This window comes from Klebsiella sp. RCJ4 (genome assembly GCF_009025755.1).
In the GTDB taxonomy this organism is placed as follows: Bacteria; Pseudomonadota; Gammaproteobacteria; order Enterobacterales; family Enterobacteriaceae; genus Klebsiella; species Klebsiella michiganensis.
Genome location: NZ_WCIN01000041.1, coordinates 168195 through 194899, shown reverse-complemented (window position 1 = coordinate 194899; position 26705 = coordinate 168195). Strand labels below are relative to the sequence as shown.

The 26705-nt window shown below is 58.2% G+C and carries 22 protein-coding genes; 6 read left to right on the top strand and 16 right to left on the bottom strand.

Annotated features, from left to right (window positions below):
* Positions 1–22 precede the first annotated feature (22 nt).
* The 5 genes from F8562_RS19810 to F8562_RS19790 form a co-directional block, all read right to left on the bottom strand.
* Positions 23–1417 carry a DUF3999 domain-containing protein gene (locus F8562_RS19810; protein ID WP_014837570.1) on the bottom strand — a complete coding sequence of 465 codons (1395 nt, stop codon included), beginning with the start codon at positions 1415–1417 and terminating at the stop codon, positions 23–25.
* Positions 1414–4071 carry a DUF2339 domain-containing protein gene (locus tag F8562_RS19805; RefSeq protein ID WP_038424153.1) on the bottom strand — a complete coding sequence of 886 codons (2658 nt, stop codon included), beginning with the start codon at positions 4069–4071 and terminating at the stop codon, positions 1414–1416. The genes F8562_RS19810 and F8562_RS19805 overlap by 4 nt, the downstream gene beginning before the upstream one ends.
* A 136-nt stretch (positions 4072–4207) precedes the next feature.
* A complete protein-coding gene (locus tag F8562_RS19800) occupies positions 4208–6076 on the bottom strand; it encodes an amidohydrolase (protein ID WP_014837568.1) in 1869 nt (622 codons plus the stop codon).
* A 24-nt stretch (positions 6077–6100) separates the two neighbouring features.
* The gene (locus F8562_RS19795) at positions 6101–6646 is read right to left on the bottom strand and encodes an antibiotic biosynthesis monooxygenase (protein WP_014228152.1); all 546 of its coding nucleotides are present in this window, start codon (positions 6644–6646) and stop codon (positions 6101–6103) included.
* Between the two features lie 136 nt (positions 6647–6782).
* A complete protein-coding gene (locus F8562_RS19790; protein WP_004848179.1) occupies positions 6783–7424 on the bottom strand; it encodes a hydrolase in 642 nt (213 codons plus the stop codon).
* Positions 7425–7715: 291 nt separating this feature from the next.
* Here F8562_RS19790 and F8562_RS19785 point away from each other — a divergent pair, with 291 nt between their 5' ends.
* Positions 7716–8618 carry a LysR family transcriptional regulator gene (locus tag F8562_RS19785; protein ID WP_014228151.1) on the top strand — a complete coding sequence of 301 codons (903 nt, stop codon included), beginning with the start codon at positions 7716–7718 and terminating at the stop codon, positions 8616–8618.
* On the opposite strand, the gene malZ is transcribed toward F8562_RS19785, so the two are convergent.
* The 5 genes from malZ to phoB all read right to left on the bottom strand — a co-directional run bounded on the left by malZ (position 8615) and on the right by phoB (position 15822).
* Positions 8615–10432 carry a maltodextrin glucosidase gene (malZ, locus tag F8562_RS19780; RefSeq protein WP_014837567.1) on the bottom strand — a complete coding sequence of 606 codons (1818 nt, stop codon included), beginning with the start codon at positions 10430–10432 and terminating at the stop codon, positions 8615–8617. The genes F8562_RS19785 and malZ overlap by 4 nt on opposite strands.
* A gap of 157 nt (positions 10433–10589) precedes the next feature.
* Positions 10590–11960: a proline-specific permease ProY gene (gene proY / locus F8562_RS19775; RefSeq protein ID WP_014228149.1), complete on the bottom strand. Its 1371-nt coding sequence runs from the start codon at positions 11958–11960 to the stop codon at positions 10590–10592.
* Between the two features lie 123 nt (positions 11961–12083).
* Entirely contained in the window at positions 12084–13403 is a 1320-nt protein-coding gene (gene brnQ, locus F8562_RS19770) for a branched-chain amino acid transporter carrier protein BrnQ (RefSeq protein WP_014837566.1), read from the bottom strand.
* Between the two features lie 418 nt (positions 13404–13821).
* Positions 13822–15111, bottom strand: coding sequence for a phosphate regulon sensor histidine kinase PhoR (phoR, locus tag F8562_RS19765; protein ID WP_004848171.1), 1290 nt, complete (start codon positions 15109–15111; stop codon positions 13822–13824).
* A gap of 21 nt (positions 15112–15132) precedes the next feature.
* The gene (phoB, locus tag F8562_RS19760; RefSeq protein ID WP_004099401.1) at positions 15133–15822 is read right to left on the bottom strand and encodes a phosphate response regulator transcription factor PhoB; all 690 of its coding nucleotides are present in this window, start codon (positions 15820–15822) and stop codon (positions 15133–15135) included.
* A gap of 278 nt (positions 15823–16100) precedes the next feature.
* Between phoB and sbcD the strand changes: the two genes are divergently transcribed.
* From sbcD to F8562_RS19745, 3 genes are all read left to right on the top strand, one after another.
* A complete protein-coding gene (gene sbcD, locus F8562_RS19755; protein WP_014228147.1) occupies positions 16101–17303 on the top strand; it encodes an exonuclease subunit SbcD in 1203 nt (400 codons plus the stop codon).
* Positions 17300–20434, top strand: coding sequence for an exonuclease subunit SbcC (sbcC, locus tag F8562_RS19750; RefSeq protein WP_014837565.1), 3135 nt, complete (start codon positions 17300–17302; stop codon positions 20432–20434). Before sbcD ends, sbcC begins: the two co-directional genes overlap by 4 nt.
* Before the next feature lie 289 nt (positions 20435–20723).
* Positions 20724–21086 carry an NUDIX hydrolase gene (locus F8562_RS19745; protein ID WP_014228145.1) on the top strand — a complete coding sequence of 121 codons (363 nt, stop codon included), beginning with the start codon at positions 20724–20726 and terminating at the stop codon, positions 21084–21086.
* 48 nt (positions 21087–21134) lie between these two features.
* Here the strand turns inward: F8562_RS19745 and mak are convergent, their stop codons facing one another.
* Entirely contained in the window at positions 21135–22040 is a 906-nt protein-coding gene (gene mak / locus F8562_RS19740; RefSeq protein WP_014837564.1) for a fructokinase, read from the bottom strand.
* 90 nt (positions 22041–22130) lie between these two features.
* On the opposite strand from mak, the gene rdgC reads away from it, so the two are divergent.
* On the top strand, positions 22131–23042 hold the full coding sequence (gene rdgC / locus F8562_RS19735; RefSeq protein WP_004099396.1) for a recombination-associated protein RdgC: 912 nt from the start codon (positions 22131–22133) through the stop codon (positions 23040–23042).
* A 42-nt stretch (positions 23043–23084) separates the two neighbouring features.
* On the opposite strand, the gene ppnP is transcribed toward rdgC, so the two are convergent.
* The 4 genes from ppnP to aroL form a co-directional block, all read right to left on the bottom strand.
* Positions 23085–23369, bottom strand: coding sequence for a pyrimidine/purine nucleoside phosphorylase (ppnP, locus tag F8562_RS19730; RefSeq protein ID WP_014837563.1), 285 nt, complete (start codon positions 23367–23369; stop codon positions 23085–23087).
* A gap of 87 nt (positions 23370–23456) precedes the next feature.
* Complete coding sequence (locus F8562_RS19725; RefSeq protein ID WP_165795123.1) at positions 23457–24137, bottom strand: AroM family protein; 681 nt, start codon at positions 24135–24137, stop codon at positions 23457–23459.
* 252 nt (positions 24138–24389) lie between these two features.
* Positions 24390–24581 (bottom strand): YaiA family protein, encoded by a 192-nt coding sequence (locus F8562_RS19720; protein WP_004129622.1) that lies wholly within the window; start codon positions 24579–24581, stop codon positions 24390–24392.
* 71 nt (positions 24582–24652) lie between these two features.
* Positions 24653–25180, bottom strand: coding sequence for a shikimate kinase AroL (gene aroL / locus F8562_RS19715; RefSeq protein ID WP_004848163.1), 528 nt, complete (start codon positions 25178–25180; stop codon positions 24653–24655).
* A gap of 334 nt (positions 25181–25514) precedes the next feature.
* Between aroL and F8562_RS19710 the strand changes: the two genes are divergently transcribed.
* Positions 25515–26213, top strand: a complete 699-nt coding sequence (locus F8562_RS19710; protein ID WP_014228142.1) for a DUF2076 domain-containing protein — start codon at positions 25515–25517, stop codon at positions 26211–26213.
* On the opposite strand, the gene F8562_RS19705 is transcribed toward F8562_RS19710, so the two are convergent.
* Positions 26210–26668 (bottom strand): YaiI/YqxD family protein, encoded by a 459-nt coding sequence (locus F8562_RS19705; protein ID WP_014837561.1) that lies wholly within the window; start codon positions 26666–26668, stop codon positions 26210–26212. The two genes, F8562_RS19710 and F8562_RS19705, sit on opposite strands and share 4 nt — an antisense overlap.
* Positions 26669–26705 lie beyond the last annotated feature (37 nt).

Here is a 26705-nt window from a genome sequence, read left to right as displayed (position 1 = left end):
GCAGATGCGAGCCTTTTTTGTTTTATACGGAGCCGCTTTTTTTCACTTCGCGCCAGATTCGCCACGCCATCAGCGCCAGCACCAGGACGCCCACTATTAGCGCTCCCCATACCAGCAGCGTTTTCCAGCCGCTTTGCTGCTCGGTAGCCGATGTCGCCGTCAACCGCGCTTCACCGCCGAGGGTGACGCTCTCCTGCGCGACGGCCAGCGGTAGATCGCTTACAGCCTGCGTTTTGCGCAGCGACGCCGGGATCAGCATGTCCATGGCGACATCTGCCTTTGGCGCCGCCCGGTTGCCCCAGGCCAGCATATAAGGCCCTTTTCCCTGGGTATTAAAAACCAGCTGGTATTTGTCTCGCGCACCGCTTATCGCGGGCAGCGACGTCGGTAATCTGGCGTTAATCGTTGTGATCCGCACCGCTTCAACCGGCTGGCCTGAAAGTTGAATATCCTGCGAACGCTTTCCGTCCAGTCGATACAGCACGGTTTTGGTCAGCGGCTGCCAGGCTTCTTTTTCGCCGCTGCGCCAGGAGAGCGCGACCGGCAGAACCCCTTCGCTGGCCATCGATATCCTGAGCGAAGTCAGCGGCTGAGGCCGGGCCCAGCGCCAAACGGCTTCCTCATCTGAAATCTTGTTCGCCTGCGCATCAAGCTCAATGCGCGTAGACTCGGGCTCTCTGCGTTCGGCCAGGGCCGTCACGCTCTTTAACACGACCGCCTTGCTTTGCGAATCGAGGATCACCAGCAGGTAACGATTCCCGTCCGCGGAGAGCGTCAGGTCAGCGCTAATGGTATCCATTTTCAAACGATCGCTATCGCGCGCCAGATCCATAAGGGGCGCATCCTCCTGGACAGGGCGCCAGTACTTCAAATCCCGACTGGAATAGACCGACGCTTTCCCCTGCCAGCTGCCCGCCAGCGCCGCCCAGTTCAGCCGCAGCTGAGCCAGCGCAAACGCGTCCGTTTTCTCCGTCGGCAGCGTCAGTAAGTAGCTCTGCCCGAGCGCCTTCGCATCATCGGTTTCCAGATGAATTTCGATCCCCGTTGTTGAACGCAGGACCAGTGATTCTCCGCCGCGTCGCCCCTCTTCGCGCGGCGGAACCGGCGACATCTCCAGAGGGAAAAGCCGCAGCGTCATCGCTTCAGGCGTAACGGGCTGCGCCTTCTGCACCTGCAGCGCGAACGGTACGGTCTCTCCCTGATGGTTAAATACCCGCACATCGCGCAGGTCAGGCCACGCCGTCCCCTGATAGAGCAGCGGGGAAAGCTCGACGCGATACCAGGGCGACGCGCCGGTGGTTTCCAGCATCATCCCCTGCATATAGTCCAGTGGTTTTTCTCGCGCTTCATCGCCGCTGACAGCCGCGCCCGTCACGCCCAGCAGCACGCAGCATAACACCGCTTTCATCCATTTCATTTTTCTTCTCCTGCTTTGGGCGGTAACGGGGAAAAATACCCGACGATCAGCACCAAAATAGCCACGCCGATAAACGCGACAGCGCGCGCCAGCCCGCCGCCGCGCGCGCTGTCCACCAGCATGAGTTTCACAATGACAACGCCTAACAACGCCGCGCCGCACAGCCATTCGCGGCGGGAGTGTCGCCGCGTCGCACGCAGCATGACCGCCAGCGCCGCCAGCGTCCAGACCAGAGCGAAAGTGGTCTGAATTAAGCGCGAATGCCACAGCGCCTCTATATTCCAGGCCACCTCGCCGTACCAGGCCAGGGCGCGCAGCAGCAGGCCATTCAGCCACCAGAAGCCGAGCGCCAGCAGCGCAACCGCGGGCCAGGGGCGGCATACCGATAGCTGCAGCGGAAAATAACGCCGCGAAACGCGATAAAATATCGTCAGCCCAAGCAGCGCAAAAGCGGCGCCCTCTTCCAGCGGGTTAATCAACGGCAAATAGGTCTGACCGTAGACCGTACCATCCTGCACGTTCGTCAGCGTTAGCAGGCATCCCAGCGCAACCGCCACCGGTATCATGGCCTGAGAGGCATACAGCCCAGGCCATACCCGGAATGGCCATATTTGCCGATGAACGGCTTCAGAGACAAGGAAGATCAGCCCCCCGCCTGCCGCCATCATTAATCCACTCGCCCAGGCCGACATGCCCCACGGCAAATCCCGGGTAAACCAAAACAGCTCCATCGCCAGCGCCAGCAACACCATCCAGAACAGCGACAGGTGGGCGAGCCTGTTTATGCGCGGCGGGAGCGAAGGCCCATCACGCCAGAGCAGCGCCACCGCCGCGGGCAGCGCCGCGCACCAGGCCAGATTTTGCCAGCCAGCAGCGAAAATCTGCTGTTGGGATAGCTGATAAAACAGCACTATCAGCATCATTGGCCACAACAACCATTTGCTGGCATCCAGCTCTTGCCAGACTAAACGCGCAGCGACCGCGCGCCAGCACCATACCGACGCGGCCAGCGTCGCCAGCACGCCAAATATAATCTGCGAGTCTTTACTCAACGCCAGCTGCGATGCGCCGACAAGCGCCACCACCCAGAACAGTAGCCCGCCCAAAAGCAGTCCTCCACTGGCGTGCACTTCAATGCTTCGCCACAGCCAGGCGGCGACCAGCCAGCTAAGACTGAGTACAGCGAAAATCAGCAGCAAAGAAAGCGGCGTGGCGTCATTTGCCTGCGCCCAGAGCGCGCTGCCAACCGCCAAAAAGAGTAGCGCAGTCCCACTATAGCTCATACGCCGCTGCTGCTGTTGCACGCCCAGCCAGAGGATCCCGAGCCCCTCCAGCGACCAGGCCATCGCGGTCCAGCGAGCCGAAAGCGCAAGGGGAATAGCAAGGGTGGTAAATGCGCCGCCGAGCGCCAGCGCGGCCAGTACCAGCGGCTTCCCTAAAGAGGGGTAGCGACGCAGTGCCAGCCAGGCTAAAGCCAGATAGAAGCCACCGTAGCCCAGCGCGCTGAGCGCCGGACCATATTCCATATGCCGGGTGATAGCGTACTGCATACCAAAGCCGACCAGCGGCGGTGCAAACAGCAGAACGCCGTCAATAATCTGCTTACCCTTTTCCTGCGCCCGCAGCGACAGCGCCACGCTCAACACGCCAAAAATAATCGTATTGGCGATTAAGAACAGCTGGCAGCTCAGGTAATACTCTGGCCGATAATCATTCAGCCCCCACAGGCCACCGACGCCAAAGGTAAACAGCAGGCCAAGCAGATTAAGCTCCCGCCAGTGCTGGCGGATGCTGATGGTAAGAATGCCCACCGACAGCAGAAGATAGAATGAGAACAACGCCACATGACTGCCGCCGCCGGTAGAGAGCAGCAGCGGCGCAAGATAACCGCCAAGACTCGCCAGCATGGCCAGGCTGAGCGCTTTTTGCACAATCGCCAGCCCTACGCTCGCCGCGCAAATCACCACCAGCAGCGCAAACGCCAGGGTCATCGGCAGCATCTGCCACAGGCGAAAGGCGCCAAAAACGGTGAGATAGAGCGCCCCCGTTGCCCCACCCTGTAAGATCAGGGCGTACATCGGTTGCTTATGCCGCAATCGCCATCCGACAGCCAGCAGGACAATGGCGAACAACGACGCCGCGACCAGACGTAACTCGAGGGGGAACAGCGCGTGTTCAACGGTATAGCGCAGCAGAAAGGAGAGGCCAAGAAACAGCAGCAGGATCCCGAGCTTCGCCAGCGGGTTACCCTGCATAAACCAACGAACCAATGACGATACCATCCCGCCAAACGCGGAAGGTTGTTCGGTTTCAGGAGCCGATTTCGCCATCTGCTCCGGCTTCGGCGTTGGCTTCGGCTGCGAAAGCCATGGGTCAACGGCTTCCGCCACGGGCGCCGGTGATGGCTCGTGTTCTACCAGCGCTGTTGCGTCAACAGAGGCAACGACTTCCGGAGCAGTCGGCACGACGCCACTTGTCTCCGCCACCGGTGCCTGCGCAACGCCGCGCAGCTCAAGCTCCTCAACCCGACGCTGCAAAGCCGCCAGTTCCACACGGACCGCCGCGCTGCGCCTGAGCGCGGCAATCGCCACGAGCGGCCCAACCACCAGCCCGCAGAATAAAATCACAGCGCCAAAGATCAGTAGATCATCCATGTTCTCACCTTCACTGTTTGAAGAGGGAGCAGAATGACACACATTGTCTTATCAGCGCTATCCGAGAAAATGAAAAAGGCCAATGAGGGCGTTGATGCTCTCATTGGCCTACCGGTACTAATAAGCGCCCGTCGCGCTAAAAAGCAAAGCAGGAGCAGCCGAGTACGCCCCAGAACGCCTGCTCATCGGCAACCGGAATCGCCGATTTGCGCGCAATATCATGCTGATGTCCATGTACGCCGCAGCTGCCGCAGCACTGGTGCATCTGAACTATCGCGCCGATATTCGCGGCCGTCGGCGGCGCGGAACGGTAATGGCCCGGAACTTTCACCACCGGCGACCACTCGGGCAGCACCGGAATAGGCGGCGGCGCCAGCGGCGAAAAGTGTCCCGCCGCGTACACCACCTTGCCGTCCACCACCGTCAGCACCGACTCGATCCCCTTGATTTCCTCTTCCGCGACGCTGAAGTAGTCTTTCGACAGCACCACCAGGTCGGCAAGCTGGCCTTGCTCAATGCGCCCTTTCTTGCCCTGCTCGCTGGAAAACCACGCGCTTCCCGCCGTCCACAGCTCCAGCGCCACGTCGCGCGGCAGGCGGTTGCTGTCGTCGTACATCGCCATCCCGCCGACGGTACGCCCTGATACCAGCCAGTAAAGCGCGGTCCACGGATTGTAGCTCGCCACGCGGGTGGCATCCGTCCCCAGACCCACCGGAACCTCCAGTTCGAGCATTTTCGCGACCGGCGGCGTATGTTTGACCGCGTCTTTACCGTAGCGGTCGACAAAATATTCGCCCTGGAAAGCCATACGGTGCTGTACGGCAATGCCGCCGCCCAGCGCTTTAACGCGTTCGATATTGCGCTCGGTGATGGTTTCCGCATGATCGAAGAACCAGTGCAGCCCGTTGAACGGAATATCGCGATTCACCTTCTCGAAGACGTCGAGCATCCGGCTGATGGATTCATCATAGGTGGCGTGCAGGCGGAACGGCCAGCGGTGTTCAACCAGATGGCGCACCACCCGCTCCAGCTCATCTTCCATCCCTTCCGGCAGATCCGGACGCGGCTGGAGGAAGTCTTCGAAATCCGCCGCCGAGAAAACCAGCATCTCCCCGGCGCCGTTGGCGCGGTAAAAATCGGTGCCCTGTCCCGGCTTGAGCATATCGGTCCAGCGCTCAAAATCTTCCAGCTCCTGCTTAGGCCGCTGGGTAAACAGGTTATAGGCGATACGTACGGTCATCTGCTCTTTGGCGTGCAGCTGTTCAATAATTTCATAATCTTCCGGGTAGTTCTGGAAACCGCCCCCGGCATCAATAGCGCTGGTCAGCCCCAGACGATTAAGCTCGCGCATAAACTGCCGCGTTGAGTTGACCTGAAGTTCCAGCGGCAGCTTCGGCCCTTTGGCCAGCGTCGAGTAGAGGATCATCGCATTGGGTTTGGCGATCAGCATCCCGGTCGGGTTGCCGTTACCGTCGCGAACGATCTCGCCGCCCGCCGGATCCGGGGTCTCTTTGGTGTAGCCCACCGCCTTCAGCGCCGCGCGGTTTAACAATGCGCGATCGTACAGATGCAGGACAAATACCGGCGTATCCGGCGCCGCATCGTTAAGCTCCTCCAGCGTCGGCATCCGCCGTTCGGCGAACTGGAACTCGCTCCAGCCGCCGACCACCCGCACCCACTGCGGCGACGGCGTGCGGTCGGCCTGATCTTTTAGCATCCGCAGCGCGTCCGCCAGCGAGGGAACCCCCTCCCAGCGCAGCTCCAGATTGTAGTTCAGGCCGCCGCGGATCAGGTGCAGGTGGGAGTCGCTCAGGCCGGGGATCGCCGTATGGCCTTTGAGATCGATAATTTGCGTCCCGTCCGCGGCAAAGCTCATGATCCGATCGTGGCTACCGACGGCGAGAATTTTACCGTCAGCGATCGCCACCGCATCGGCCAGGGGATTTTGACGATCGAGAGTATGAACCCGACCGTGGGTCAGGATCAGTGTGGCAGTTTGCGACATAACGCACTCCTTCAGGAGACTGGCTCAGTTTTTCTTTAACCAGCCAGCAAACAGACGGGTCACGATGGGCATCCAGAACCAGACCACCAGCGCGACCACACAGGCATCATTGATCAAATGCAGCAACAGGCTTCCCTTCAACGAGGGCAACAGTATTCCGGTTATTGATGGCACCAGATTAGTACTGGGGAAAATCACCAGCAGGGTGATTAAAAATTGCTTCCAGCGTCGCGGCTGGCGCACGTTCGCCGCGGGCGGCGTAAACCAGAAGGCCGGTTCAGTCCGGACTTCGGTACGATCGCCTTCGCTCAGCAGCGGCGCAATTTCCGCCACAAGCTGGCGGCGGGTCTCCGACTGGGTCCAGGCGTAAAGATGCTCAATGGTGTCGAAGCGAATAATCACGCTCCATAAATTCTGCCCGGGGGCCGGACGAATGACGTTTGCGCCAAGATGACCGGGAAACTCTGCCGCAATCGGCATAATTTTGCCCAGCCACGCTTCATACTGCTGGCCATGCTCCGGGTCGAGCACATGGCTGATCACCAGGGTCACCGATTTCTGTTGCGCCATTAAGAGTTCCTTGCTTCAGGGAATGGCGGGTTGTCCGCCGCCATTCGCTATACATGACCATACAAAAAATCATTCATGCTGCGTCGAGGCGGGCAGACGAAGCCAACAAAGAGGCAGCTTGAAGGATGAAGTGTATTTAAGCTTTACGCTCTGGGGCGCCGTGCACCATGGTATAAGCGTAATCCACGCCCATCCCGTAGGCGCCGCTGTGCTCGCGCACCAGGTCCATCACCGCGTCATACGTCTCTTTACGCGACCAGTCGCGCTGGTACTCCAGCAGCACCTGCTGCCAGGTTACCGGCACCGCGCCGGCCTGCACCATACGGTCAATGGAGCGTTCGTGGGCATCAACCGAGGTGCCGCCGGAGGTATCGGTCACCACGTAAACTTCATAGCCCGCATCCAGCGCCATCAGCGCCGGGAAAGTCAGGCAGACTTCTGTCCACAGTGCGGAAATAATCAGTTTCTTGCGTCCGGTCGCCTTTACCGCTTCAACAAAAGCCGCGTCTTCCCAGGAATTCATTGAGGTACGTTCAATAGGTTTCACATCAGGATGTACGGCCAGCAGTTCCGGCCAGATATAGCCGCTGAAGCTTTTGGTTTCTACTGAGGTATAAATCACCGGAACATTAAAAATTTTGCCCGCTTTGGCTAAGGCCACCGTATTATTTTTCAGGGTCTGGCGGTCAATATTGGCCACGCCAAAAGACATTTGCGGCTGGTGGTCAATAAAAATAAGCGCTGAGTTTGAGGGATCGATCAGTTCACGAATAGACATAACATATCCTGTTAATCAATGAGTTAAAAAGATACTACCGTTTCCGTTGTGCTGTCTGGATCCTGACTGATAAAACATGGTGAGTATAGTCAGTAATTTCTAACGAGTTATTAAAGATTTTTTTCTGATTTATTTCCAAAGCGAAAAGTGATGGCTATTCGATTAACCATTACAAGATGGGCGAAATTATGTTTATCAAATTTTTACGGTTAACCGTTCTAAATTATTCACTGGAATTGAACAGGGCGCTCCGGTAAAACGGAGGCACTCTTTTTTACCGGAAGCTGACGCATGCGCCTGAACCTTGATGTCCTGTTGATTCTCGACGCGCTGGACAAACATGGCTCTTTTGCCACCGCCGCAGAATCGCTATTTAAAACCCCTGCCGCGCTGAGCTACATGATTCAAAAGCTGGAAAACGATCTGAATATCACTCTGTTGGATCGCTCCGGGCACCGGGCGAAATTTACCGATACGGGCAGAATGATGCTGGAGAAAGGCCGATTGCTGCTGAATGCCGCCAAAGATCTGGAAAAGCAGGCGGTGCAGCTCAGCGCCGGTTGGGAACGGGATCTGGCAATCGCCCTGGATGACTCTTTCCCGTTTAGCGCGCTGCTGCCGCTGATCGACGCGTTCTACGCCCAGCATCCGCAAACCCGCCTTAACTTTACCCACCATACCCTTGCGGGCTCGTGGGAAGAGCTCACCCACAACGGCGCGGATATTATTCTCGGGGCGATCAATGAACCGCCGACCTCCGCCGAATGGTCGTGGAAAATGCTCGGCGCCATGGACAATATTTTCGTCATCGCGCCGGGGCATCCGCTGGCGGAAACAACCCAACCGCTGACCAACAAGCAGCTCAGCCTGCATCGCGCGGTGGTCATCAGCGACAGCGCCCGCTACTGCCATCCGCTCAACAGCAACCTGCTCGACGAGCAGCCGCAAATCCGCGTCGATGATTTCGCCAGTAAAGTCGAACTCTTGCGCGCCGGGCTGGGCTGCGGCTTTTTACCGCGCCACATTGCCCGGCCGTGGCTGGAAAAAGGCGAGCTGGTCGAAAAGGCCGTCATCTCCTGCCGCGAGAAAGATATCACCTATATGGCCTGGCGCAGCGGCAACGACGGGCTGGCCCAGCGCTGGTGGCGCGAGGCCATTTTGCAAAGTGAAAGCCTGAGCCAGCTTTACGACTAGCGGCTAAACCAGACGCTGGCGGAGATCGCCGGTAGCGTCAGCACGCCGTCGTGTAGCGCCCCGGCGCCCTCTTTCAGCTGCCAGCCGGTGACGTCGAGCAGCGGCGAATCCTCCACCACCACCTCGCAGGCTTCGCCGCGGTTGATCGCCACCAGCACGCGCTGCTGCTTATAGACGCGCACGAACACCACCACGTTATCTTCGGCATAAATCACCTGACAGCCGCCGTAGCGCAGCGCCTGATTGGCCTTACGCAGCTTGCTCATCCGCTTGTACAGTTCGAGCAGAGCGCCATCCTGCAAAGCCGGATCCCACGGGAACGGCTTACGGCAGAACGGATCGTTATTGCCATCCACGCCCACTTCATCGCCGTAGTAAATGCACGGCACGCCCGGCCAGCTAAATAGCCACACCACCGCCAGCGGCAGGCGGGCAACATCTTTGCCGAGCAGAGACTTAAAGCGCGCGGTATCGTGGCTATCGAGCTGGTTAAACATCCGCAGCTGCTGCTGGTGCGACAGTCCGGCGCGATAGTTATCCATCCACGCCATACAGGTCTGCGCATCGATTTTCTGCGGATCGTAGGAGATATCGGTGTTCGCGAGAAAGCCCCACAGCGGAAAGGTAAAGCCGCGGTAGTTCATCGCCGAGTCTTCAACGTCGGCCTGTAGCCACTGGCGCGCGTCGCCGAAATGCTCACCGAACACGAAAGCGTCCGGCCGCTCCAGCTTCGCCGCCTGGGTAATGCAGGCGATATGGCGCAGGTTATTGCGCGCCCCGCCCTCTTCGCCCAGCATATGCACCACGTCCAGGCGCCAGCCGTCCATGCTCCATGGCGCTTTCAGCCAGTGGCGCACGATACTATCTTCCCCGCCATAGATTTCATCGATCAGCGTCGACGACCGGTAGTCCAGCTTAGGCAAGCTGGCGTATCCCAGCCAGTCGTGGGCAACGCCCTCGGGGGAAAAATTATACCAGTCGCGCCACGGCGAATCGGCGTTATGGCAGGCGCCGCCGCTACCGCGCTGGTGGCGGTCGAACCAGGCATGCGAATCGCCGCTATGGTTGAACACGCCATCGAGGATCAGACGCATTCCCTCTTTTTGCGTATGGTGGCGCAGGCGCAGCAGCGCCGCATCGCCGCCAAACTGCGGATCAACGCGACGATAATCCTCGGTATCATATTTATGCACGCTGGGGGCGACAAATACCGGGTTCAGGTACAGCGCCGTTACGCCAAGCTGCTTCAGGTACGGCAGCCGCTCGCTGATACCATCGAGATCGCCGCCGTAAAAGGTGGAGCCGCCCGCCTCGGCGGTTAGCGGTTCATCCCACGCTTTGCGTACGATGTCGTGACCGGCGGCGTGATGGTAATAAATCGCATCCTGTCCCGCTTCGCGAGACTCGCTGCGGGCAAAACGGTCAGGGAAGATTTGATAAAATACCTGATCGGCTACCCACTGCGGTCCGCTGTCCGGCAGATCGACCGCAAACTGCTCCAGCCTCGCCGGCGGAAAGCGGTTGAACCCCTGCGGCGTGAACCACAGCTGGCGGTCGGCCCACAGCAGCTTGAAGCTGTAACGCCGACGCGGCTGCCCGTTAACGAGGCTGATTTCCCCGCGCCACGCCACCACGCCCGGATGCGGCTCCTGCCGCAGGCGGTGCATCGGCAGCGACAGCTCTTCGTTATCCTCTTCCGCGCGCAGCGTGACCCGCGGCGGCAGATCGTCCCCGCTTAACCATAGCGTAATAATCAGTCGTTCCTGCTGTTCCTTAATAAACGGAGCAACCGGGAGGTGCCATGCCTTCAACATCATTATTCCTCTCTTTGCAGAATGGGCACACCTTGCCACAGCGTACTGGCGTATGACTCATCATCGGCAGAATTATTGGGGGAGGATGGCGGGGGTGGAGGGATAGCTTGCCGGATAGCCCGTGCGTGCGTATCCGGCAAGAAGAGAACGAAAATGACTAGGCTTTCGCCAGTTTTCGCTCGCGGCGGGTTTTAAACTGCCAGCCAATCAGCAGCAGGAGAATCCACGCAAAGCCAACGTACAGCGAGATGCGGGTATCAGGATGGTAGCCGATCAGACCGATAATAAAGACCAGGAACAGCAGGCCAATCACCGTGGTCGCGACCCCGCCAGGCACCCTGAACTTCAGCGCCTTCGCCTCTTCCGGCGGCAGGCGGCGACGGAAGGCGATCTGCGACAGCAGGATCATAATCCACACCCAGACGGTGGCGAAGGTCGCCAGCGAGGCGATCACCAGGAAGACGTTCTCCGGCATAATGTAGTTAAGATAGACCGCGAACAGCAGGGCAATCGTCATCACCGTCACCGTCACCCACGGCACCCCGCGACGGGAGGTTTTCGCGAACATCTTCGGCGCGCTGCCCTGTTCCGCCATGCCGTGCAGCATACGCCCCACGCCAAAGACGTCGGAGTTAATCGCCGACAGCGAAGCGGTCAGCACCACAAAGTTCAGGATGCTGGCGGCAAAAGTGATGCCGAGATGCTGGAAGGTCAGTACGAACGGGCTGCCGTTGGTCCCCACCTGGTTCCACGGATAGATAGACATAATCACAAACAGCGTCCCGACGTAAAACACCAGGATACGCATCGGCACCGAGTTAATGGCGCGCGGAATGGATTTCTCCGGATCTTTCGCTTCGCCGGCGGTGATACCGATGATTTCGATCCCGCCGTAGGCGAACATTACCATCTGCAGCGACATCACCATCCCCAGCCAACCGTTGCTGAAGAAGCCGCCGTTGCTCCAGAGGTTGTGGATACCCGTCGGCTGCCCGCCGTTGCCAATACCCCAGATAATGATGCCGAAACCGGCGAGGATCATGATGATAATCGTGGCGACTTTGAAGAAGGAGAACCAGAACTCCAGCTCGCCGAAGACCTTCACGCTCATCAGGTTGACGGCGCAGATAATCAGCACCACGCTGAGTACCCAGATCCAGTGCGGTACCGCCGGGAACCAGACGCCCATATAGATACCGAAGGCCGTGACGTCGGCGATGGCGACAATCAGAATTTCGAAACAGTAGGTCCAGCCGGTGATATAGCCCGCCAGCGGGCCAAGATAATCCTGCGCGTAGCGCGAGAATGAACTGGCGGCCGGGTTATGCACCGACATCTCGCCCAGCGCGCGCATGATAATGTAGGCCGCGGCGCCGCCGATAATATAAGCCAACAGAACGCTCGGCCCCGCCATTTTAATCGCGTCAGCCGAACCATAGAAAAGGCCGGTACCGATTGCCGACCCCAGCGCCATAAAGCGAATATGCCGGGTACTTAGCCCGCGCTTAAGCTTGTTACTACTTTCCATCGTGTTCCATGCCGTTTTTCTCCTCTGGCCTTCGCGGGGGCAAAGAACAAAGGAGGGTGACCAATAAAACAAAAAACCACGGGACCTGAAGTCCCGTGGTTAAACACCTGTGTAAAGCGTCGGTTAGTGCGCGCTGGATGTCACCTGACGTCCCGCTGCGCGATCCCAGATAACCGCCAGCACCACCATAACGGCGGTTGGCATCAGCCAGGCCAGACCCTGCTCCGCCAGCGGCAGACGCGCGGTCCAGGACGGCATCATCTCTGCAAACGCCGACGCTTTAATGCCGTCAATGATACCAAACATCAGGCTGATAAACATTGCCGGGGCGATAACGCGGGACGAATTATGCCACCAACCGCGGGTAAAGCTTAATACAACCAGTGCGATACACGGCGGATAGATAGCCGTCAGCACCGGAATCGAAATCTGAATCAGGTGGCTCAGGCCGAGGTTGGAGACCGCCATCGAAAACAGGCCGAGGATAAACACCAGCGTACGGTAGGAGAACGGCAGGTACTGGGCAAAGAACTCCGCGCAGGCGCAGGTCAGGCCCACCGCCGTCACCAGACAGGCGATAAAGATCAGCGCCGCCAGCAGGAAGCTTCCCGCGCCGCCGAAGGTGTGCTGGACGTAAGCATGCAGAATCGCCGCGCCGTTAGCGGACTGCTCCACCAGCGTGCCGCTATCGGAACCTAAACGGAACAGCGCCAGGTACAGCAGCGTCAGGCCCACGCCGGCCATCAGGCCAGCCCAGACGGTGTAGCGGGTCAGCAGGCGGGCTTCGGTGACGCCGCGAGAACGCGCGGCGTTAACAATCACGATACCAAAGACCATTGCCCCGAGGGTGTCCATGGTCAGATAGCCGTTGACGAAGCCGTTAGAGAACGGCGCGGTGCGGTAGGCTTCCATCGCGTGGCTCAGCGGACCGGCAGGCCAGACGATTGCCGCCACGGCGAGAATAATCAGGGCGATAATTTTCAGCGGCGCGAGGAAATTCCCCACGGTGTCCAGCAGCTTGCCCGGGTAGAGCGAAACGAGGATCACCAGCGCAAAATAGATAACGCTGTAAATCAGCAGCGGCAGCGGGCCGTCGCCGGTCAGCGGGGCAATCCCCACCTCAAAAGAGACGGTCGCGGTACGCGGGGTCGCGAACAGCGGCCCTACGGCCAGATAGCAGACGACCGCCAGCAGGATACCGGCGACTTTACCAATCGGCGTGCTCAGGCTCTCTACGCCGCCGCCGACTTTTGCCAGCGCCACGACCGTTAGCACCGGCAGACCCACGGCGGTAATCAGAAAGCCAATGGCCGCGCTCCAGACGTGTTCGCCGGCCTGTAAGCCAACCATTGGGGGAAAGATAATATTGCCTGCGCCGACAAACAGCGCGAAGGTCATAAAGCCCAACGCTATGATGTCGCGAGATTTTAACTGATGGGTCATAAATTCATTACAGCCTGTGGATGTGGTGTTGTAAAAACGGATAAATACCGCGCCTTTTCCCTGGGGATGATACAGCGGCCATTGTCAGTAAACTCAGCGGGATATGCTCCCAAAGCGGCGTGGAAAAGAATTGTTTTTTGAATTACCACGCAAAAACAGTCTGTCTGCGACCGTAGGGGGGCAATTTAAACGCTTATAACGTTTTAAAGCAAGGAGGGATCGCAAAAGCAGATGATTATGCTAACTCTATTTTGATGCGTAGAATTATTTACCTGATGGATAGAAAACATCTGGCTTATCATGCGAACAAAAAAGCAGCTAGCGTTCGTTAATTACGCAGCTGTGATTGCGCTGCAAAGGAAAATGACCAGCCGAAGCTGGTCATTGGCAAGTTATTCTGACACCCGGCCGCTCGGGCTCAATTTTTGGCAATTAAACGTTCCGGTAACAGGAAGCTAAAGCGGGTGCCTTTCCCCAGCGTACTCTCAATTTCGAGGCGGCTATCGTGATGGCTGACGGCGTGTTTGACGATCGCCAGCCCCAGACCGCTGCCGCCGGTCTGCCTTGAACGCGCTTTATCCACCCGGTAGAAACGCTCGGTCAGACGCGGAATATGTTCCGGCGCGATGCCCGGCCCGTTATCTTCGACGCTGAACAACGCTCCGTGCGGCGCGCGCTGCCAGCTTACGGTAATGTCCGTGCCCGGCGGCGTATGGTTGACCGCGTTATAGACCAGGTTGGAAATGGCGCTGCGCAGCTGTTCTTCATTACCCAGTACTTTCAGCGATTCATCGACCGAAAAATGCAGCACCTGCCTCTGCTGGCTTAGCGTTTGCGCCTCGCGCTCGACCACCCGCAGCATCATCGGCACATCGATTTTATCGTTCATCGCCAGTACCGGCGCGGCTTCGATTCGCGACAGCGTCAGCAGTTGCTTAACCAGGCCTTCCATGCGCTGGGTTTGTTCACGCATGGTGTGCAATGCTTTTTCGCGCGTTCCCCCTTCCAGCACCTGCTCCTGCATCATCTCCAGATACCCCTGCAGCACCGTCAACGGCGTGCGCAGTTCGTGGCTGACGTTGGCGAAAAAGTTTCGCCGCGCCCCTTCCAGTTGGTGCATCTGCGTGACATCGCGCGCCACCATCAGCAGCTGTTTATCGCTATAGGGCATCACGCGAATTTCCAGATGACGGCCGTTATTCAGCACCAGATTGAGCGGTTTGGAAAAATCGCGGTATTTCAGATAATTGGCAAATTCAGGGTAGCGCAAGAGGTTAAGGATGTTCTGCCCGTTATCGTCAGGCCAGCGCAGATTCAGGATCTGCTGGGCCAGACCGTTGCACCAGAACATCACCCCTTCTTCGGTGGTCAGCACCACCGCATCCGGCAGAGACTCCGCCCCGCTGCGAAAGCGCTTAATCAGGCTTCCCAGCTCACGGCGGCGCTTTTTATTACGCATCTGCATCTGGTGCAGTCCGTAAAGCAGCGGCTCCCAGCTGCCGCTGCCCGGCGGCGGCGTCATGCTGCGATCAACCCACAGCCACCACGACAGGCGCATCAGATTCCAGAAATGCCAGACAAGAAGACCGGTCACTGCCGCCAATAAAAACCACGGCAGATAACCTAAAAACGCCCCGAGGATCAGGGCCGGGATACAACACAAGAAAAGCTCAAGCGCCAGCCTTTTCCATGACAGCCGTTCCAGCACGGTTCACACTCCTGTCAGCATTCAGAAACGGGCGGAGAAACGATATCCCGTACCGCGAACCGTTTGTACCATCCGGTCATGGCCGCTATGTTCCAGCGCTTTGCGCAGACGGCGAATATGCACGTCTACCGTTCTGTCTTCGACATAAACGTTGGTTCCCCAGACGTGATTCAGCAGCTGTTCGCGGCTATAGACTCGCTCCGGGTGCGTCATGAAGAAGTGGAGTAATTTAAACTCCGTAGGCCCCATATCCAGCGGATTTTCGCCGGTCATGACGCGATGCGAAGAGGGGTCGAGGCTCAGCCCCTGCATTTCAATCACCTCCTCCACCGCCATCGGCGAAATGCGCCGCATCACGGCTTTAATTCGCGCCACCAGCTCTTTCGGGGAAAACGGCTTAGTGATGTAGTCATCGGCGCCGGTCTCCAGGCCGCGGACGCGATCTTCCTCTTCGCCGCGGGCGGTCAGCATCACCACCGGAATATCACGGGTCATCGCTTCACGCTTGAGCTGTTTAATAAACTGCAGACCCGACCCGCCCGGCAGCATCCAGTCAAGGAGGATCAAATCAGGCCAGGGTTCATTGAGCTGATTGACCGCGCTGTCAAAATCTTCCGCCTCGACGGGCTGAAAGCCGTTTTGCTCCAGAACAAAGCAAACCATTTCGCGGATTGGAGCTTCATCTTCAACGACCAGAATTCTTCTCGCCATTATTTACCCTGTATTTTTTAGCCATCAGTATAGAAGTGCGCGGCCATTATGCGTCAGATTTATGACAGATTTATGAAAAAAATGACCGCCAGATGAACGCGGATTTCGAATTGTGACACGGACTTAACTCACCCAAAAGCAGCGTTATCCCCTCAATAATTCAGGTTTCACTCCCCACAAGCACAGGTAACCAGGTGGCTGGACGTAGCCAACGCATAAGCAACTTGAAGGATGACGGGTATATAATGCCGCTTACGCTTTTTCGCTATGGAACAACTATGCGCATCCTTCACACCTCTGACTGGCACCTTGGACAAAATTTTTACAGCAAAAGTCGCGCCGCCGAACATCAGGCGTTTCTCGACTGGCTGCTGGCCAGCGCGCAGGAGCATGACGTCGATGCCATTATTGTTGCGGGCGATATTTTTGATACCGGCTCACCGCCGAGCTACGCGCGCGAGCTGTATAACCGCTTTGTCGTTCAGCTGCAGCAGACCCGCTGCCGGCTGGTGGTGCTGGCGGGAAACCACGATTCGGTTGCCACCCTCAACGAGTCGCGAGACATTCTCGCCTTCCTGAATACGACGGTGGTGGCCAATGCCGGCCACGCCCCTTTTATCCTGCCGCTGCGCGACGGTACGCCGGGGGCGATTTTTTGTCCGGTACCGTTCCTGCGCCCGCGTGAGCTGGTGACCAGCCAGGCCGGGCACTCTGGCGGCGAAAAGCAGCAGCTGCTGCTCAGCGCCATCAGCGACTACTACCAGCAGCAGTACCAGCTGGCCTGCGAACTGCGCGGCGACCGGGCGCTGCCGATTATCGCCAGCGGCCATTTAACCACCGTCGGCGCCAGCAAAAGCGACGCGGTTCGCGAAATCTATATCGGTACGCTGGACGCCTTCCCGGCGAGCCGTTTTCCGCCCGCCGACTATATCGCGCTCGGCCACATTCACCGGGCGCAGGTGGTCGGCGGCTGCGAACATATCCGCTACAGCGGTTCGCCCATCCCGCTGAGCTTTGACGAAACCGGGAAAAATAAGAGCGTCAATCTGGTCACTTTCGCTAACGGCTGCCTGACGGACGTCACGCCGCTTATCGTCCCCGTCACCCAGCCGCTGGCGGTCCTGAAGGGCGATTTCGCCAGCATTAGCGCACAGCTAAACCAATGGCAGAATAACGACCAGCAGCCCTCAGCGTGGCTGGATATAGAAGTCACCAGCGACGAATATATGCATGATATCCAACGTAAAATCCAGGCGCAGACCGAAACGCTGCCGGTAGAAGTGCTGCTGGTGCGCCGCAGCCGCGCCCAGCGCGATCGCATTCTGGCCGGCGCTCAGCGCGAGACCCTCAGCGAACTGCAGGTGGAGGACGTCTTCGCCCGCCGTCTGGCGCTGGAAACGCTGGAAGCAACGCAGCAGCAGCGCCTGGAACAGCTCTTTAATGAAACGCTGCATAGTCTGAACGGTGAGGATCGCCTGTGAAAATACTCAGCTTACGCCTGAAAAACCTCAACTCACTCAAAGGCGAATGGAAAATTGATTTCACCGCTGAGCCCTTCGCCAGCAACGGACTGTTCGCGATTACCGGGCCAACCGGCGCCGGAAAAACCACCCTGCTGGATGCTATCTGTCTGGCGCTGTATCACGAAACCCCGCGCCTGAGCAGCGTGTCGCAATCGCAGAACGATCTGATGACCCGCGACACCGCCGAATGCCTGGCGGAAGTGGAGTTTGAGGTAAAAGGCATCGCCTACCGCGCCTTCTGGAGCCAGAACCGGGCGCGAAACCAGCCGGACGGCAACCTGCAGGTTCCGCGCGTCGAGCTGGCGCGCTGCGAGGACGGCAAGATCCTCGCCGATAAGGTCAAAGATAAGCTGGAACTGACCGCCTCGCTCACCGGCCTGGACTATGGCCGCTTCACCCGCTCGATGCTGCTGTCGCAGGGGCAGTTCGCCGCCTTCCTGAACGCGAAACCGAAAGAGCGCGCCGAGCTGCTGGAGGAGCTGACCGGCACCGAGATTTACGGCCAGATTTCGGCACAGGTCTTTGAAAAGCATAAGCAGGCCCGCGTCGAGCTGGAGAAAATTCAGGCCCAGGCCTCCGGCGTGCTGCTGCTGAGCGACGAACAGCAGCAGGCGCTCCAACAAAGTTTGCAAGCGCTTACTGATGAAGAAAAACAGCATGTTAGCGAACAAACCCGCTTGCAAAATGCCCGTCAGTGGCTGGTACGCGGCGCAGAGCTGACGGCAGAAGATCGGCAGGCTCAAACCGCGCTACGCGAAGCGCAGGCTGCGCTGGAGCAGGCGCAACCGCAGCTTACCGTATTGCTGAATGCCCAGCCCGCGGAGCAGCTACGCCCGCAGTGGGCGCGTCAACAGGAGCAAACCGCCGCGCTGGCGCAAACCCGCAATCTGAGAGAAGAAGTAAATACTCGCTTACATGAACGACTGCGGCTGCGAGCGGGGATTCGCCTCGCCGCCCGGCAGCAATCTGAACGCCTGCAGAACCACCAGCAAACGCTCGCCGCATGGCTAAAAGAGCACGACCGCTACCAGCGATGGGGCAATGCGCTGGCGGGCTGGCGGGCAGCTTTCCAGCAGCAGGCCCGCGATACGCAGCAGCAAGCCGCGCTGCAGCAGCGTCTGGCGGAAACCAGCCGTCGGCTGTGCGAACTGCCGCCCGACGGGCTGGCGCTGGATGCTGAGCAGGTCAGCGCCGGCCTCGCGCAGCACGCCGCGGCGCGCGCTCTGCGCCAGCAGCTCGCGGCCCTGCATGGCCAGCTGCAGCCGCTGAGCCAGCGTTTATCCCAGCTTCATGCCGCCGGGCAGGCCAGTAAGCAGGAGCAGGAGCGGCTGGAAACCACCCTGGCCCAGCGCCGTCAGGCCTATAAAGAGAAGAATCAGCAGTTTAGCGATGTCAAAGCCCTGTGCGAAATGGAAGCGCGCATTGCCGGCCTGGAGGCCGAGCGAGCCCGCCTGCAGCCCGGTTCCCCCTGTCCGCTCTGCGGTTCCGCGCAGCATCCGGCCGTCGCCGAGTATCAGGCGCTGGTTCCCGGCGTAAATCAGGCGCGGCGCGATGCGCTTGAGCGCGAAGTCAAACAGCTGGCGGAGGCCGGCGCCCTGGTGCGCGGCGAGCTGGACGCCCTGCTTAAGCAGCAGCAAAAAGAGGCCACCGAGAAAGCATCGCTTCTGCAGCAGGAGCAAGCGCTTACCTCACGCTGGCAGGCGACGATCGCCGGATTAAATATCGACCTGACGCCAAAGGATGACATTCCCGGCTGGCTAAACGCGCAGCAGGAGCATGAACAGCGGCTGTATCAGCATCAGCAGCGTCTGGCCTGGCAGGCCCAGCAGCAGGAGTGCCAGCAGCAGCTCCAGCAGCTCCAGCAGGAACAAGCGCAGCGCAGCGCCGCGCTGGCGGCTGAACTGGCCGCATTTGCGCTAAGTTTACCGGCAGCAGAGCAGGCCGCAGGCTGGCTGGCGCAGCGGGAAGACGAGACCCGCGGCTGGCAGACCAAACAGAACGAACTGATCGCCCTGCAGGAACAGCTTCAGCAGCTGACCCCGCTGCTGGAGTCCTTGCCGGAAACGGACTTAGCGGCGGAACCCGCGCCGCTGGACGGCTGGCGCCAGGTGCATGACGACTGTCTCGCGCTTCAGAGCCAGTGGCAAACCCTGGGGCAGCAGGAGAGCCAGCAGCAGGCTCAGTTGAAAGAGAGCGAAGCGCAGTTCAGCGCGGCGCTGGCCGCCAGCCCGTTCGCTGACCAGCAGGCGTTTCTCGCCGCGCTGCTCGATGAGGAGACGCGCCGGCGCCTTGAACGCCTGAAGCAGACGCTGGAAACTACGCTACAGCAGAATCAGGCGCTGGCGATGCGGGCCCGCGAGGCGCTGGACAGCCACCGCCAGCAGCCGCCGGCGGAAACGGATATCAGCCAGCCTCTTGAGCGGGTACAGGAACAGCTTCAGCAGCTGACGACGCTGCTGCGGGAAAACAGCGCCCGTCAGGGAGAGATTCGCCAGCAGCTGAAGCAGAATGCAGAAAACCAGCAGCGTCAGCGGTCGTTACGCCAGCAGATGGAACGCGCTGCGCAGGAAGTGGAAGACTGGGGATGGCTGAACGCGCTTATCGGCTCCAGAGAGGGCGATAAATTCCGTAAGTTTGCGCAAGGCCTGACGCTGGATAACCTGGTGTGGCTGGCCAACCATCAGCTCAACCGCCTGCACGGCCGCTATCTGCTGCAACGCAAAGCCAGCGACGCCCTGGAGCTGGAAGTGGTCGATACCTGGCAGGCGGACGCGGTGCGCGACACCCGGACGCTGTCCGGCGGCGAGAGCTTCCTCGTGAGCCTCGCGCTGGCGCTGGCGCTCTCCGATCTGGTGAGCCATAAAACGCGAATAGACTCGCTGTTTCTCGATGAGGGCTTCGGCACTCTGGACAGCGAAACCCTGGATACCGCGCTGGATGCGCTGGACGCGCTCAACGCCAGCGGCAAGATTATCGGCGTCATCAGCCACGTTGAGGCGATGAAAGAGCGCATTCCTGTGCAAATTAAAGTTAAAAAAATCAACGGGCTGGGCTATAGCCGTCTCGATAAAGCTTTCGCCGTCGAATAAATTTCCCTCTCCGCACCTGTCTTCAAGCCTCTCCCCCACGGGAGAGGTCGCGCCGTTGCCCGGGCTCAGCATTCACGATAAATCTTGATATTGCACGAATTTGCATGATAAGTTTAAATTCGTTGCTTTAACGATGAGCATCAGGCGAAATCATGCATAAAAACCGTGCTTATTATTTTAACCACATCTATTCGTGCAAAACCGTGCATTGATAACTTTTTCTGAGGGCGTGCTGCAGCCTCCGGCAGCATCGTCCCATCCCCTCTGGCCCATTAAGAAGGTCTTAACCATGAAAAGCTTACTTATTTTGATTGCCGGCCCGGTACGCAGCGGCACCCACAATCGCGCGGAACTTATCGACGCTAACCTGAACAATATGGCCCAGGTTGCGCTACGCGTTTACCAGAAAGGCCATATCCCCGTGGTCGGCGAATGGCTGGCTCTGCCCATCGCCAAAGCTGCGGGTTCAACGGAAATTGGCGATGCGATTAGCGAGGAATATCTCTATCCGGTCGCTCACCGTGTCATTAGCCGCTGCGACGCTATATTGCGCATGCCGGGCGAATCCCGGGGAGCGGACCTGGATATTGAGGAGGGTAAAAAAAGGGGGCTGTCGATTTACTACAGCCTGGAGGAGATCCCGGACCGGTAATCCGCGGGGTACCCGCTGCGCCGTTCAGGCCGCGCAGCGGATTGATGATTACAGCGGCCACAGCCAGGCCGCGCCGCGCACGCCGCTGGAGTCCCCGTGCGCCGCCCGGCGAATCGGCGTCTCGCATTCACCGCCGAATACCCATGGTTTTAGCAGATTCGGCACCGTCTGGTAGAGACGGTCAACGTTGCTCATTCCGCCGCCAAGCACAATAACGTCCGGATCGAGGATGTTAACCACGTGAGCCAACGACTTCGCCAGCCGCATCTCATAGCGGCTCAGCGCCAGCTCCGCCACCGGATCCCGCTCGCCCACGCGCTGCATAATCTCGCTGCCTTTTAGCGCATGACCGCTTAACCGCCGGTAATCGGTCGCAAAGCCGGTACCGGAGATAAAGGTTTCAATACAGCCCTGCTTGCCGCAGTAGCACGGTACTTCAGCGCGATAGCGAAGTTCATCTTCATCCATCCACGGCAGCGGGTTGTGCCCCCACTCGCCCGCCGTACCGTTGCCGCCAATATGGGCGCGTCCGTTAAGCGCCACGCCTGAACCGCAGCCGGTGCCGATAATCACCGCAAATACCGTTTGCGCTCCGGCCGCCGCGCCGTCTACCGCTTCCGACACCGCGAGGCAGTTGGCATCGTTGGCCAGACGCACTTCCCGTTGCAGACGCTGGCTAAGGTCTTTATCAAACGGCTGACCGTTGAGCCAGGTTGAGTTAGCGTTTTTGACCACGCCGGTATAGGGCGAAATCGACCCGGGGATGCCGATGCCGACCGTGCCGCTCTGCCCGGTAGCCTGCTCGGCCATCTCGACCAGCGAGGCTATCGTCTCTATTGTCTGGCGATAATCGCCCCCTGGCGTAGGCAGGCGATGACGAAATAGCTGCGCTCCCTGGTCGCTCAGCGCGATGACTTCCGTTTTGGTTCCGCCTAAATCAATGCCAATGCGCACTGTGAATTCCTCTCCCGATTAACAATGCAAGCATAGCGACAATTCGCTATCATGCCCGCTGGATTTAACGACTAAGCCGTGGAAATTATCATGCTGTGGTTCAAAAATTTAATGGTTTATCGTCTCAGCCGCGACATTTCCCTGCGCGCCGAGGAGATGGAAAAACAGCTGGCCGAGCTGACCTTTACTCCTTGCGGCAGCCAGGATATGGCCAAAACCGGTTGGGTACCGCCGATGGGATCGCACAGCGATGCGCTGACGCATACGGCAAATGGCCAGATCGTTATCTGCGCGCGTAAAGAAGAGAAGATCCTGCCGTCTCCGGTGATCAAACAGGCGCTGGAAGCAAAGATCTTCAAGCTGGAAGCCGAGCAGGGCCGTAAGCTGAAAAAAACCGAAAAAGATTCTCTGAAGGATGAAGTGCTGCATTCCCTGCTGCCGCGCGCCTTCAGCCGCTTCAGCCAGACCATGATGTGGATCGATACCGTCAACGGGTTGATCATGGTGGACTGCGCCAGCGCCAAAAAAGCGGAAGATACGCTGGCGCTGCTGCGTAAAACTCTGGGCTCGCTGCCGGTTGTTCCGCTGGCGCTGGAAACCCCGATCGAACTGACGCTGACCGAGTGGGTGCGTTCCGGTACCGTGGCTCAGGGCTTCCAGCTGCTGGATGAAGCCGAGCTGAAAGCGATGCTGGAAGACGGCGGCGTGATCCGCGCGAAAAAACAGGATCTGGTGAGCGACGAGATCGCCGTGCACATTGAAGCCGGTAAGGTCGTCACCAAGCTGGCGCTCGACTGGCAGCAGCGCATTCAGTTCTTAATGTGCGATGATGGTTCGATTAAACGCCTGAAGTTCTGCGACGAACTGCGCGATCAGAATGAAGATATCGATCGGGAAGATTTCGCCCAGCGTTTTGACGCGGACTTTATTCTGATGACCGGCGAGCTGGCCGCGCTGATTCAGAATCTGGTGGAAGGGCTAGGCGGCGAAGCGCAGCGCTAATCTCGTGAATTCCTTCCTGCCAGCGCAGGAAGGAAACGAACATTACAGGTAGCGGCACAGATAAGAGGTCGGCTCAGCCACCTGCAGATTAAACTCGCTATTCCCCGGAACGTTGAATACTTCCCCGGCGGCATAGACTTTCCACTCGGTTTCTCCCGGCAGAAGTACGTTCAGCGCGCCGCTGACTACGGTCATCTCTTCCGGCTGCGCGGTACCAAAGGTATATTCCCCTTCCGCCATCACGCCCACGCTCGCATGACCGGTGCTGCTGCTGGTGAAGCCGATAGATTTTACTTTTCCGTCAAAGTATTCATTGCTTTGAAGCATAAACTCGCCCTTATGATCTTGTGTTGAAGGCACAATATAGGGGGCGCTCCTTGCCCCTGTCACGTAAAATTAACGCGTTACATCAGGTTAAACTAATAGTTCTGCCGCCAGCCGTGAAACCAGCACATTTGACAACAGAACCGGAATATCCAGCGCCTTTTGTAATATGTCGCGATGCTGCTGGTGGTAGCAAAGGCAATCCAGCATTAATACGTCTGCGCCCTGTTCAATCAACTCCCTGCCCGCGGCGATTAACTCCTCTTTACCGCCGCTCACCGGATTGGAAATGGCGTAAAACGGAGTATTTTCTAATACCTGCCATTTATTCCGCTGCAGCGGCAAAATCTCTTCAACCGGAACAATCACCCCCACCTGATGGCCGTCGACAATCGACGCGACCAGCGGCGGAATAATTCTTTGCGGCTCAAGCAGGATCGCATTATTCGCCGTAAATCCGCTAAAGGGATGAGTGCTCATGAGTAAAATAAGGTCGTAATTTTGTTTATCGAGCATCGCAATGACGCTACGTAAATCACGCTCAACCTTCTGCCGTGAGACCTGCGCAATTTGATTATCGTTAAGCAAGGTCAATAGCATCTCATCGCCGGGCTCTATGCTGTAGTCCCGCATAACGTCTTCGCGCGTCATTTTGCCGAGCAGGCTAATGTGGGCGATCTCGTCTTCCCTGATATGTTCAGTTAAAAGCGGCAGCATCTCCGCCACGGGTACGACCCCAATGGTCAAGATTGCCATCGATGCACTACTCATATCGTTTACCTTTTCACAACCGCTGTTTCAAAACAGGCTTTTATTTACAACTTCTGCCCCCTGGTGACCCAAAGCAACCGTCGAGAAGCGTAGCAGGTTACGGCTGATATGGAATGTAAAGATTCCAGAAGCGTCAAAAACGCTCCTGAAAATCTGTACCTTAGGTAATCATTAGTACCGTTAATAGATTAAAAATGTGATACATGTCCGGTAGCGATCTTTTCAGAACGAATCCCGGACATTTAAGAGGAATTAAGACTTATCAGGATCTTCGTAACGCCGTTTGGCGTCCAGCGCTTCCTGTTCTGTAGGATGTTCGCTGATGAGTGAGTTTGGCGTCGGGTGATCGGCGCGCAGTTCATACCAGGTGACCGTCTGGCCCTGCGGGCCCTTTTCAACGGCGACAACACGCGCTTCCCTTGGATATGGAGGTCTGGTCGGCATAGCGTTTCCTTTTTTTACCTTAAGAGCTTTAAAGTATAGGCGCTGCCGATCCGTTTACCCCAGGCAAAGTCTTAACTGGTATAGGTCTCGCCGCAGACGGTGGTCATAATCTGTTCCACGACCTCATCCGGCGTGGCGGTCGCATTAATAATATGATGCGCGGCCGCGCGATACAGCGCTTCCCTCTGCGCCAGCACCTCACCCACTTCATCGCGGATGGGCTTTCCGGTCAGCGTCGGGCGCTGTTCCGCCTTCGGATAGGCTTCAAGGCGGTCAATCAGCGCGGAAACCGAGGCCTCGAGATAGATAACGATGCCATTTTCCCGCATAAACTGTCGGTTGTATTCGCTGAGGATAATGCCGCCGCCGGTGGCGATGATCGTCGCGGGTTGAGCGACGCGTTCTAAAGCCTGCGTTTCCAGCGCACGAAAGCGTTCCCAGCCTTCCTGCTGGACGATAGCCGCTACCGTGCGCTGCTCATGCTCCTGCAGCTCATGGTCCGTGTCGGCGAACTTAAAGCTGCGAGCTTTCGCCAGCGCATGTCCGATGGTCGTTTTACCGCAGCCGCGAGGCCCGACAAGAAATATTAGCTGTGTCATTACCGAAGACCCCTTGGTTCCGCATTTTGCGGATAAATGAAAGCGAAAAGAGAAACAATGGTACCGCAAACTTACCCAACGCAAATCGTAAAATAAACGTTACACACCATCTACAAACCCTTTCACCTTAGTATTAGAAAGGACATTTAATGTAAACTTATCATTGCATTTGGTGTTATGCCAGCTTTACTTTTGTACAGAAGTTATTTTTTGTTCGCAGTCTGGCGTAAACAGTAACACATTTCTGCACAGCTTTACGCTGCCGCATATTTACAAGATGCGTGCTTCGGAGCGAATCTGAAGCTAATCAATCAGTATGACAGAGGTATGTAGTATGCAATCTGAAGAGCAACGCCTTATCGATGGACTGTTTTCCCGATTAAAAGAGGCCGAGAGCCACAGCGCATCACGGGATGCCAGCGCTGAGGAGCGGATTGCCGGGCACATTAAAGAGCAGCCGTTCGCCCCTTACTATATGGCGCAAACGATTCTGATTCAGGAAGCGGCGATCAAACAGCTCAACGACCGTATTCAGGCGCTGGAGAGCCAGGTGACCCAGCTTCAGGCCGCGAAGCCGAGCAGCGGCGGGTTTCTCTCAGGCCTGTTTGGCGGCGGTCAGTCGCGCGGTTCCGACCCGATTCCTGGCGCCGAGCAGTATGGCCGACCGCAGGCCGGCGCCCAGCCTCAGTATGCTCCGCAGGCGCAGCAGCAGAACTACGCCCCTCAGGCGTCGCGCAGCGGCGGCGGTTTTATGGCCGGCGCGCTGCAAACGGCGGCAGGCGTCGCGGGCGGCGTGGTGCTGGGAAACATGTTGACCAATATGTTTAGCGGCTCGCATCCGCAGGAGATCGTCAATATCATCGAAGAGAAACCGCAGCCGGATCTCAGCCAGGCGCAGGACAATAGCGTCGCTGACGATACCTTCCGCCAGGATGACGGGCAGTTCCTCGCCGACAACAACGATTATGACGCCGACTTTGACGCCGGTTTCGGCAATGATGATTTCGGCAGCGACGACGACAGCTGGGTTTAACCCTGCTGGCCCTTAACGTCTAACAGCCATTTCTCCAGCGCGGCGGCAAACTGCTGCCGATCGCGCTGGGATAAGCTATCCGGGCCGCCGGTCTGCACGCCGCTGGCCCGCATCGTTTCCATAAAGTCGCGCATCGTCAGGCGTTCGCGAATGGTCGCCTCGCTGTAGCGTTCACCGCGTGGATTCAGCGCCGCCCCGCCTTTCTCCAGCACTTCCGCCGCCAGCGGAATATCGGCGGTAATCACCAGATCTCCCGGCTCGCATAAACGTACGATTTCGTTATCCGCCACGTCAAACCCCTGCGCCACGCGCAGCGTGCGGATAAAGCGCGACGGCGGGACGCGCAGAGGCTGGTTAGCAACCAGCGTCAGCGAGATTTGCGCGCGCTCGGCGGCGCGGAACAAAATATCTTTAATGACGTTCGGACACGCGTCCGCATCAACCCAAATAGCCATTGCGGCTCCTGTCGATGAAAAAGAGATGCCGTATTGT